General features: G+C 72.8%; 8 protein-coding genes and 1 tRNA gene. 7 read left to right on the top strand and 2 right to left on the bottom strand.

Going from position 1 to position 10,925, the window contains the following annotated elements:
* Positions 1-12: 12 nt before the first annotated feature.
* Entirely contained in the window at positions 13-1,698 is a 1,686-nt protein-coding gene (locus ACIP64_RS07875; protein WP_401582910.1) for a phytoene desaturase family protein, read from the bottom strand.
* Between the two features lie 272 nt (positions 1,699-1,970).
* Between ACIP64_RS07875 and ACIP64_RS07870 the strand changes: the two genes are divergently transcribed.
* The 3 genes from ACIP64_RS07870 (at position 1,971) to ACIP64_RS07860 (ending at position 4,648) form a co-directional block, all read left to right on the top strand.
* Positions 1,971-2,414 (top strand): VOC family protein, encoded by a 444-nt coding sequence (locus ACIP64_RS07870; RefSeq protein ID WP_401582908.1) that lies wholly within the window; start codon positions 1,971-1,973, stop codon positions 2,412-2,414.
* Positions 2,415-2,559: 145 nt separating this feature from the next.
* Positions 2,560-3,480, top strand: coding sequence for an aminoglycoside phosphotransferase family protein (locus ACIP64_RS07865; RefSeq protein ID WP_401583211.1), 921 nt, complete (start codon positions 2,560-2,562; stop codon positions 3,478-3,480).
* Between the two features lie 76 nt (positions 3,481-3,556).
* Positions 3,557-4,648, top strand: coding sequence for a hypothetical protein (locus ACIP64_RS07860; protein ID WP_401582906.1), 1,092 nt, complete (start codon positions 3,557-3,559; stop codon positions 4,646-4,648).
* A 367-nt stretch (positions 4,649-5,015) separates the two neighbouring features.
* Here ACIP64_RS07860 and ACIP64_RS07855 read toward each other — a convergent pair.
* Positions 5,016-5,088 (bottom strand) — tRNA-Arg (locus tag ACIP64_RS07855).
* Between the two features lie 332 nt (positions 5,089-5,420).
* On the opposite strand from ACIP64_RS07855, the gene ACIP64_RS07850 reads away from it, so the two are divergent.
* The 4 genes from ACIP64_RS07850 (at position 5,421) to ACIP64_RS07835 (ending at position 10,915) form a co-directional block, all read left to right on the top strand.
* The gene (locus tag ACIP64_RS07850) at positions 5,421-7,055 is read left to right on the top strand and encodes a dynamin family protein (protein WP_401583210.1); all 1,635 of its coding nucleotides are present in this window, start codon (positions 5,421-5,423) and stop codon (positions 7,053-7,055) included.
* Between the two features lie 4 nt (positions 7,056-7,059).
* A complete protein-coding gene (locus tag ACIP64_RS07845; RefSeq protein WP_401582904.1) occupies positions 7,060-8,703 on the top strand; it encodes a GTPase in 1,644 nt (547 codons plus the stop codon).
* Positions 8,704-8,820: 117 nt separating this feature from the next.
* Positions 8,821-9,267, top strand: a complete 447-nt coding sequence (locus tag ACIP64_RS07840) for a single-stranded DNA-binding protein (protein ID WP_401582903.1) — start codon at positions 8,821-8,823, stop codon at positions 9,265-9,267.
* Between the two features lie 235 nt (positions 9,268-9,502).
* Positions 9,503-10,915, top strand: coding sequence for an LAETG motif-containing sortase-dependent surface protein (locus tag ACIP64_RS07835; protein WP_401582901.1), 1,413 nt, complete (start codon positions 9,503-9,505; stop codon positions 10,913-10,915).
* Positions 10,916-10,925: the final 10 nt, after the last annotated feature.

Here is a 10,925-nt window from a genome sequence, read left to right as displayed (position 1 = left end):
CCGAGATGTTCCTCATCCCCGGCGGTCCGGCCCTCCGCCACCGGCCCCGTCCCGGGCCGAGCGACGCCGGGCACGGGCCGCCCACGTCCCGCGGCGCAGCCGGACGTCCTGGAGCACTTGGCGGGCGGCGAGCCGGCCGGACGCGGCGTTGTTGCCCGCGCCCGGCCAGGTCGCGGCACCGGTCAGATACAGGCCGGGGACCGCCGTGCGATAGCCGCTGTGCCCGGGCATCGGCCGGAAGACGAGGTTCTGGCACAGATGGTGGCTGCCGGCGACACTGTCGCCGCCGACCAGGTTCGGATCGGCCGCCTCCAGGTCCTGGGGGCCCCAGGCGGTGGCACCGGCGATCCGCGACCGGGTGCCGGGCGCGTAGTCCTCCAGCTTGGCCAGCACCCGCTCGGTCATCGGCCCGACCGCCTCGGGCCAGCGGGTGTCCCGAATGGTCCCCGCCGCGTCCCCGCGGATGACCGAGGGCACCGCGCGGATCTGGATCCACACGACGTGCCGGCCGGCCGGGGCCCGCGTCGGGTCGACCGTGGAGGTCTGCCCCACGACCAGCAGCGGTTCGGCGGGCAGCAGCCCCGCCTGGGCCTCGGTGTAGGTGCGCGCCAGATCGTCGACGTACGGCGCCACGTGCACGTAGCCGAAGCCGGACAGTTCGTCCCCCGCCGCCCAGGGCAGCGGCCCGTCGAGCGCGAGGTGCAGCATCATCGTGCCGGGCCCGTACCGGTAGTCGCGCGCCTTGCGCCGCACATGCGCGGGCGCCTCCCCGGCATCGAGCAACCGCTCGTACAGCGCCACCGGCGCGACGTCCGCGACCACGGCACGGCGCGCCGTCAGCGTGGTGCCGTCGGCGCAGCGCACGCCCGCTGCCCGGCCGTCGCGGCACAGGACGCGATCCACTTCCGCCCCGGTGCGGATCTCGCCGCCGTACTCCGCCAGCACCGAGGCGAGCGCCAGCGGCAGCCGCTCCGCGCCCCCCTCGACGACGGCGATGCCGTTCTCCATGTCCGCGAACATCTCCAGCAGCGGGAACATCGCCCCGCCCGCCACGTCCGGGCCGAAGTCCAGGTGCATGCCCCAGCAGGCCGCCATGGCCCGCGCCTCCCGGGTGGCGAACCAGGTCTCGCCCAGCTCCCGGGTGCTCATCACCAGCGTGTGGGCGAGCTCCCGAGCGCCCCGCAGGCCGTGACGGCGCAGCAGGCCCGCCAGTTGCCGCGCGGCCGCGCCCGACGGCACGGCACTGCCGTACAGGCCGAACAGGTACGGCGCGAACCGCTGGTACAGCCGGTACAGGCCCGCGAAACCCGCGGCATCCCCGGCGCTGTGCTCCGCCAGCCGCGCGAGGGTGCGCTCGTAGTCGCCGTGGACCTGCACGCTCGACCCGTCCGGGAAGGCATTGGCGAAGGGGCGGTCGGTCGTGCGGAACCGCAGCCCGTGGCGGGACAGCGCCGGGGCGAAGTCGGCGTACGCGCGGGACCCGAGGAAGAGGTTCTGGTTGGTGGAGTACAGATCGTGCACGAACCCGGGGAGCGTGACCTCACCGCTCGCGATGGCCCCTCCCACCACGGCGTTCCGCTCCAGCACGGCCACCGCCCACCCCGCCCGCGCCAGGTACAGGGCCGCCACGAGCCCGTTGTGGCCGCCACCGACGACGACAGCGTCGTAGGCGTAGCCGTAGGAGTCTGGTGCGGTCATGTGCCGGGTCCCTGCCGCTCGTGCCACCGCGAGGACGCGGCGTGCCGCCCCCGCCCAGCGCCCGCGCTGCCACTCCCGTCCCCGGAACACCCCCCTTCCCATGCTCCTCCCGCCCCGGCGGTCCGCAACACCGCCGGTGCGGGCCCCGGACCGGCCGGGCGCCGGGCCGGGCGTGCCTACCCTGGCCGTGGATGTCGAGAACGGGCCACCGGCTCCGTCCCGGGGACACCAGCGGCGGCCACCGGCCGCACCAGGATGAAGGAGAGACCCGCATGGCGATTCAGCGGATGGACAACGTCGGCATCGTCGTCGAGGACCTGGACGCCGCCGTCGCGTTCTTCGTGGAACTCGGTATGGAGCTGGAGGGCACGGCGGAGGTCGAGGGCCCCTTCGCCGACCAGTGCACCGGACTCGACGGCGTCCACTGCGACATCGCGATGGTCCGGACCCCGGACGGCGGCAGCCGGCTCGAACTGGCGAGGTACCGCAGCCCCGTGGCGATCGGCGACGAGCCACGCAACCGGCCGCACAACATCCTGGGCACGCACCGCGTCATGTTCGCCGTCGACGACATCGAGGACACCGTCGCCCGCCTGCGCCCCCACGGCGCCGAACTCCTCGGCGGGATCGCCCGCTACGAGGACAGCTTTCTGCTCTGCTACCTCCGCGGCCCGTCCGGCATCATCGTCGGACTGGCCGAGCAGCTGCACAAGTGATCCGGCCCGAGGCCGGGCTGTGACCTGGGGCGGCGAATATCGGTTGATCCCACCCCTGGCATCTGAATACTGGCTGTCGTCCCAGCCGGTCCGGTCCGCCTCCGGCGTTCCGGACGCGACCAGTGGAGGGCCCGCGGGCGTGACCATGCACGATGACCAGGTGGACGTGACGGCCGAGATCGTCGCGGCCCTGATCCAGGAGCAGTTCCCGCAGTGGAGCGGCAAGGCGATCCGACGTGTGTCGTCGACCGGGACGGTCAATGCGATCTTCCGCATCGGGAACGGCCTCTCGGCCCGCTTCCCGCTCCGTCCGGCCGAACCTGCCGGGGCGCTGGCGGTTCTCGAGCAGGAAGCCCGGGCGAGCGCGGAGCTGGCACAGGTGTCGAGGTTCCCCGCCCCGGAACCGGTCGCCCTGGGAAAACCCGGAGCGGGTTACCCCATGCCGTGGTCGGTCCAGACATGGCTGCCGGGAACGATCGCGTCCGATGCCGACCCGAGTGGGTCGGACGCTTTTGCCGAGGACCTCGCGGCCTTCATCGCCACCCTGCGCGGCGCCGGGACGCGGGGGCGGCTCTTCGGCGGGAACGGCCGTGGCGGCGTTCTCGCCCACCACGACGACTGGACGGCGAAGTGCTTCGAGGAGAGCGAGGGGCTGCTCGACGTGCCGCGGCTCCGTCAGGCGTGGTGCCACTTCCGGGAGTTGCCCCGCACGGCCGCCGACGTGATGAGCCATGGTGACCTGATCCCCGGCAATGTACTGGTCGCGGGAGACCGGCTCAGCGGCGTGATCGACACCGGCGGCTTCGGTCCGGCGGACCCGGCGCTGGATCTGGTCAGTGCCTGGCACCTGTTGCGGCGGGGCCCGCGGGAAGTCCTCCGGCGGGCCCTGGCCTGTGACGACCTGGAGTGGGAGCGCGGCAAGGCATGGGCGTTCGAACAGGCGGTGGGCTTGGTCTGGTACTACGTCGAGAGCAATCCGACGATGAGCGCCATGGGGCGCCGGACACTCGACCGCATACTGGAGTCGATGGGACCGGAACGCGGCGGCGCGACTCGTCGGTGGTGAACGGGTGCTCCGGTGACGGCTCGTCGTCACGGCCGGCGGGTTGCCGTCGGTAACCACGCGCTGGATGATCTCCGGTGTGAAAAGCCCCTTTGCCGCCATACACAAGGCCCGCGTCGCGCGATGGGTCCGTACGCAGTTCGACCCCGCCGAGTACGGGCTCGCCCCTCTGGCGCAACTCGACGCCGGGCGCCCCGGGCCTCCGCTGCCGGCCTCGCGGCTCAGGGAGATGCAGGCCCTGGCGGACACGGTGTGGGCGGGCGACTGGCGCGCGGCGGCCTCGTACGTGGCGGCCGCCGGACAGGAATGGGACCAGCGCTGGAACCGGCTGGAACTGCTGCAGGAGATCGCGCAGCGGGACGGCGCATGGCTGGACGAATGGGTCCGGAGCGAGCCGGAGAACAGTGACGCCGCCACGCTCCGCGCGGAGTTGCTCGTGCACCAGGCATGGGAGGTACGGGGATCCGGGTACGCGAACCAGGTCCCGATCGAGCGCATGAGCCGCTTCCAGCAGATGCTGCCCGAGGCCATGAAGGCGGCGCAGAAGGCCGCCGAACTCGCACCCCGGGACCCGGGCCCCTGGGTCGTCATGATCACCACTGCCCGCGCCCTCAAGTACCGCGGCATGAAGTTCCAGCCCCTGTGGGACGGACTGGTGGAGCGCGCCCCGCACCACTACGCGGGCCACTGGCAGGCCCTGCAGTACTGGTGCGCCAAATGGTGCGGCACCGACAAGCAGATGATGGACTTCGCGGAACGCGCCGTACGGAACGCGCCGGAAGGCAGCCCCCTGGCGGGCATCTACCTGTACGCCCTGTCCGAACTCGGCGAACGCCACGGTGTCATGGCCCCCGTGGCCAACGCCAAGGTCAAGGCCCTACTGCCGGACGTCGTACGCTCGCTGAACCAGGTGCCCGAGGACGACGAGCGACTGCCGCGCCTCAGGCACCTGCTCGCGCACTACCTGGGGAACATCGGCGACTACGACGCCGCGCTCGAGCAGTTCCAACTCATCGGCCCGTGGTGCGGCGCGGAACCGTGGACCGACTCGGACGACCCGATCGCCGCGTTCCAGCTGGCGCGTGGCACCGCCGCGGCCAGGGCGGCGAACGGCAAGCAGAGGACAGCCAACGGCGGAAAGCCGCGGCCGGACATCCTGATCCGGGGATGACCGGCTAACTCGGCGCTCCGGGCTCCTCGCACCGCCCCAGCCCTGCCCGAAGCGCCGACGCGGATCCGCCGTTCGCCGTCGGTACGGGACGTCCTTGCGGGGTCGGTTTTCCGCCGGGCCGGGCGCTCTGCTCGCCTCACCGCCGGGGAAGCGCGGGCACACCCGTACGACGACCCGGACGAAGATCGTCGCACTGCCGCGAGAACGTCGCCACGCAGTCGACAGAGCCACCCGCGAAAACCCGGTGACAGCAGGGCGACGTCGGACCACGCTCATGATCACAAGGGCGAGGTCCAGCGCTGCGGCGCTCGCTCCGGCAGGCACCTGACCAGCAAAAAGCCCCTCCGCAAGGGAGGGGCGCAAGGCGTGCCCCCGGCAGGACTCGAACCTGCGGCCAAGCGCTTAGAAGGCGCCTGCTCTATCCACTGAGCTACGGGGGCCGGACGATGGCCGCGACCAACCCGCCCCATGGTGTCGACGGTATCCGTGACCTTGCCGGGGACAAGGATAGGGCGCGGCTGATGTGCGGCCGGTTGCTTCGCCTTCATGACACGTTGTGTAGGTTCGGTGAAGCGGTCTGATAATCGCAGGCAGGTGCGAATGTCGCACCACTTTTGACGCACCAGTCTTCGGCCGTTGTGCACTCGTTATGCCGCTGCCTCTCCGTGCTCATGTGTCCCGTTGGGACGCTCTTGCGGGCCGAAAGGCGTGAAGTACGCGAAATACGCTTCAAAAACCCACCAAAATGGGGCATTCTGCGTCTGTGGCGATCTTGGACACGAGGCCCGATCTGCTGGACGTGCTCTCTGCGATGCGCGACCGCGTCGACGCCGCGCGCTTTCCCCTCCCGATTCCCGGGGCGGAGCGGGCCCGCCGTACCCGCCGGGAGCTGCTGGCGCAGCTCGACGACTATCTGGTGCCCAGGCTGCGGGCGCCGGAGGCGCCGTTGCTTGCGGTGGTCGGCGGGTCGACGGGCGCGGGGAAGTCGACGCTGGTCAACTCGCTGATCGGGCGGCGGGTGAGCGACTCAGGGGTACTGCGGCCGACGACGCGGACACCGGTGCTGGTGTGCCATCCCGAGGACCGGGCGTGGTTCGCCGATCCGCGGGTGCTGCCGGGACTGGCGCGGGCGTGGGCGCCGCGGCCGCGGGCATCGAGCGACGCGGACGACGGGAGCCGCGAGGCGGACGACGACCACGGCGCGCCGGACGGCCCGTTGTGGCTGCGGCTGGAGACCGACGACACCCTGCCGCGCGGACTGGCGCTGCTCGACGCGCCGGACATCGACTCCCTCGTCGTGCGCAATCGCGAACTCGCCGCCGAACTGCTCTGCGCCGCCGACATCTGGATCCTGGTGACGACCGCGGCCCGCTACGCCGACGCGGTGCCGTGGCATCTGCTGCGCACCGCCAAGGAGTACGACGTCACCCTGGCCACCGTGCTGGACCGGGTGCCGCACCAGATCCTCGACGACGTCTCGGACCACTACGCCGCGCTGCTGGACCGGGCCGGCCTCGGGGACGTACCGCGGTTCACGGTCCCCGAGCTGCCCGAGTCGGCGGGCGGTGGCGGGCTGTTGCCGCACACCGCCGTGGCCGCGCTCGGCAGCTGGCTCGCGCACTGCGCGGAGGATCCGGCCGCGCGGCACCAGGCGGCCCGGCGCACCGCGTCCGGCGTCCTCGGTTCGCTCGACAGCCGGCTGCCGGAGCTCGCGGGCGCGTCCGCCGCCCAGCACGCGGCGGCGACACGCCTGGCCCGCTACGTGGACGACGCCTACGACGCGGCGCAGGACGCCTTCGACGAGGCCGTGACCTCGGGGGCGGCGCTCTCCGGCGAGGCGCTGGCGTGCTGGCGCGGCTATCCGGACTGCGGTTCCGGGGCCCTGCAGGCCGCGCTCGCCGAGGGACTCGCGGTCCTGCTCCGTACGCGGATCACCGCCGCCGACGAGCGCGTCCTGGACGACTGGCGGCGCGACCGGGCGGGCAGCGCCCCCCTGGACGCCGCGGCCCGCATGCCCGCCGACGAGGGGCTCGACGACCGCATCGAGGAAGCCGTCGCCGACTGGAGCTGGAACCTGACCAGGATCGCTTACGAGGCCGTGAGTTCCGCGCCCGAGGACGTGGACCCCGAGGACGCGGCCGCGCTGCTCGGGGTCGCCCTCCTCGGCGGCCGTGCGGGCACCCCGGCCGGCGAGCGGCTCGCCACGCTGGGCGGCGCCCTGGCCGCGCTGCGGGCCGGGGACCGGGCGCGCGAGGCGCTGGACCGGATCGTCGGGGAGCTGCTGGACGCCGAACGCGAACGCCGCTTGCGGCCGGTGGACGCACTGGACGTCACGGCGGGCCAGCAGGCATCGCTGATCGCGGAGCTCTCCGTGATGCAGAAGTCGTACGGACTGTGGGAGAGGTGAGCGGGTGCTCGCGGAGCGGGTGGACGCGCTGTCGGAACTGCTGGGGCTGTCGCGCACGCGCGTGAGCCCCGAGGCGCTGGACGGCGCCGGGGAACTCCTGGAACGGGTCGGCGACCGGCGCAGGCTGTCGGCGGACCACACCGTGGTGGCACTCGCCGGAGCGACGGGCAGCGGGAAGTCCTCGCTGTTCAACGCGCTGACCGGGCTGGACCTCGCGCGGGTGGGTGTGCGCCGGCCCACCACCTCCGAGCCGGTGGCCTGCGCCTGGGACCCGCAGGGCGCGGCGGGGCTGCTGGACCGGCTGGGCATCCCCCCTCGGCACCGGCACGCCCGGCACAGCGTGCTCGACGGCGAGGACCCGGTGGGGGAGGGGGGCACGGAGCACGACGGGCCCGCTGGGCTCGGCGGGCTCGTGCTCCTCGACCTCCCCGACCACGACTCGGCGGCGCTGACCCATCGCGACCAGGTGGACCGGCTGCTCACCCTGGTCGACGTCGTCGTGTGGGTGCTGGACCCGGAGAAGTACGCGGACGCGTCCGTGCACGAACGCTATCTGCGGCCGCTCGCCGGGCACGCCGACGTCACCCTCGTCGTCCTGAACCAGACCGACCGGCTGCCGGGCGACTCTGCGGAACTCGTCCTCGACGACCTGCGGCGCCTCCTGGACGAGGACGGGCTCGCGGTCGGCGAGCACGGCGAGGACGGCGCCATGGTGCTGGCCACCTCCGCGCTGAGCGGGGACGGCGTGGCCGAACTGCGCTCGGCGATCGGGCAGATCGTGGCGGAGCGCGCCGCTGCGGGTCGGCGCCTGTCGGCGGACGTGGACGGGCTCGCGGAACGGCTGCGCCCGCTGTACGTCGCCGAGGGCGCGACGGGTCTGACGGACGCGGCACGTGAGGACTTCGCGATCCGGCTCGCGCAGGCGGTCGGCGCCGCGGCGGCCGGGCGGACGGCGGAACGGGAGTGGCTGCGGGCCGCCGACGAGGCGTGCGGGACACCGTGGCGGCGGCTTTCGGGCCTGGTGCGGGGTGTACGGTCCCCGGCCGGCGAGGGGCCGCACGAGGTGGCGGCGGACGGGCGCCTGCCCGCGCTCGCCGCGTCCCGGGCGGTCGTGGAGGAGGCCGTGCGCCTGGTGGCGGCCGACGCTGCGGTCGGATTGCCCGCCCCGTGGGCGCAGGCGGTGCGCGAGGCGGCCCGGCGCGGGGGCGACGCGCTCCCCGAGGCTCTGGACGCCGCGGCGGAGCGCGTCGAGCCGGGGGAGCCGGGGCGGCCGGGCTGGTGGTCGGCGGTCGGTACGGCGCAGTGGCTGCTGGCGCTGCTGGTGATGGCGGGCACCTTGTGCGGCGCCGCGGCGGCGGCGGGCGCCATGGGTGCGCCGTGGTGGCTGTCGTTGGTGCTGCTGGGTGCCGGGGCGGGCGGCGGGCCCGCACTGGCCCGGGCCGGCCGTTTCGCGGCGCGCGGCCCGGCACGGCGCCACGGGCAGGCGGCGGAGCGCCGGCTGGCGGACGCGGCGGCCGACTGCGGCAGGGCCCGCGTGCTGGAGCCGGTCGCGGCGGAGCTGCTGCGCTACCGGGAGGTGCGCGAGCAGTACGGGGTGCTGGCCGGTCGCCACTTCCGGGTGACGGAGTTGTCCACAACCCGCCAGTAATCCACAGGTTGAATCCGGTTTCTCCACGATCGCCGCCGGCGGGGCACGATGGCTTTGTCGCGAGGGCGGCGGCGAAAGGGCCGCCGCCGGCGGCACGGAATCAAGGGGGAATCGGTTGTGAGCGAGACGCTGGTCACCGTCGTCGGAAATGTCGCGACCCGGCCGGAATTCAAGAAGACGCCGACCGGTGTGCCGGTCGCCCGGTTCCGGCTGGCCGCCACGGCGCGCCGCTGGGACCGCGAGCGCGGCGGCTGGTCGGACGGCCATACGAGTTTCTACACGGTGTGGGCCTGGCGGGCGCTCGGTGAGCACGTCGTGGCCTCGGTGGGGGTGGGCGAACCGCTCATGGTCCAGGGGCGGCTGAGGGTGCGTGAGGAAGAGCGCGACGGGCAGCGCTGGATCTCGGCCGACATCGATGCCGTCGCCGCGGGCCACGATCTGACCCGGGGGACGTCGGCATTCCGCCGTGTGGCCCTGCCCCGGCCGGAATTGACGGTTCCGCAGTCGGTGGTCACGGACGGGGGGTCGGTGCCGGCCGATCCGGCCGCGGCGCTGTCCGGATAAACCGGACAGCGGGCATTTCGCCCCCTGTCGACTTGCGAGTATTTATCGACAATCTCGCGCTCACACGTACGCGCCGGTAACGATTGCGATTCGAATTCCCGGGCCGCAGTGAATCCTGATGGCTTTGATACGCGTGCTTCCTAGGATTCTTCGGGTACCCCGGCGTTCCACGGGGGATCCACAGCTGCTGGCGAGGCACGTGCCCCACGACCGGCCTCGCCCGGAGGGGAAATTCATGTTCACTGTACGGAGGCGGGGAACTGCCCGTCTTGCCGCCGCGATAGTGGCCTCCGGCCTCATTGCGGTCGGTTCCATGGCCGGCGCCGGGTCCGCTGCGGCGGACGACGCGACCCCCACCGCGGGCGCCAAGGCCACGCTCGGCGATCTGAAGACCTTCGACAAGGCCGTCATCCACGACCACGGCAAGGACGAGAAGGTCTCCGCGGGCCTCTTCGAGATGACCGTCGACGGTGGCGGCACGATCCAGACGTACTGCATCGACATCCACAACCCCACCCAGGGCAAGGCCGGTTACAAGGAAGTCTCCTGGGACCAGTCGAGCCTGCACAACAACTCGAACGCCGGCAAGATCAACTGGATCCTGCAGCACTCGTACCCGCAGGTGAACGACCTGGCGGCGCTCAAGTCCGCGGCCGGCCTCAGCGGTGACCTCACGCCGCAGCTCGCCGCCGCCGGCACCCAGGTCGCCATCTGGCGCTTCTCGGACAACGCCGACGTCGACGCGGTGAACCCCGTCGCGGAGGAGCTGGCCGACTACTTGGGCAAGAACGCGCAGACCCTCGACGAGCCGGCGGCCTCGCTGACCCTCGACCCGCCCGCCGTCTCCGGCAAGGCCGGGGACCTGCTCGGTCCGATCACCGTGCACACCAACGCCGCCACCGTCACGGTGAGCCCGGCGCCGAGCACGCCCGCCGGTGTGAAGATCACCGACAAGGACGGCAAGGAGGTCAGCACCGCCAAGGACGGCGACGCGCTGTACTTCGACGTCGCGGCCGGCACCCCGGACGGCACCACGTCCCTGACGGCCTCCGCCAACACCAAGCTCCCGGTCGGCCGTGCCTTCACCGGCATCGACACCACCACGCAGGTGCAGATCCTGGCGGGCTCCAGCGACAGCACCGTCACCGCCTCGGCGACCGGCACCTGGGCCGCCAAGGGCCCGATCCCGGCGGTCTCCGCCGAGGTCGACTGCGACAAGAACGGCGTCGACGTCACCGCCACCAACGAGGGCGACCAGCCGTTCACCTTCACGCTGTCCGGCAAGGAGTACACGATCGAGGCCGGCAAGTCCGAGACCGTGACCGTGCCGGTGGACGAGGACCAGGCCTACAAGATCACCATCACGGGCCCGAACGGCTTCGAGAAGACCTTCGAGGGCGTCCTCGACTGCGACACCGCCGGCACCGGCGGCACCACCACCCCGTCCTCCTCGCCCAGCCCGGCCTCGGTCGGCGGCTCCAGCGAGGGCACCACTGACACCGGCTCCACCACCGGCGGCGACCTCGCCGAGACCGGCTCCAGCAGCGCCACCCCGATCATCGCGGGCATCGCGATCGCGCTGGTCGTCATCGGCGGCGCCGCGGTCTTCTTCCTCCGGAAGAAGAAGCCGGCCGCTCCCGCCGAGTGAACTGACTGAC

The organism is Streptomyces sp. NPDC088733 (genome assembly GCF_044751185.1).
GTDB lineage: Bacteria > Actinomycetota > Actinomycetes > Streptomycetales > Streptomycetaceae > Actinacidiphila.
The sequence above is the reverse complement of the archived record's forward strand: the minus strand, read 5'-3'. Positions and strand labels throughout refer to the sequence as shown.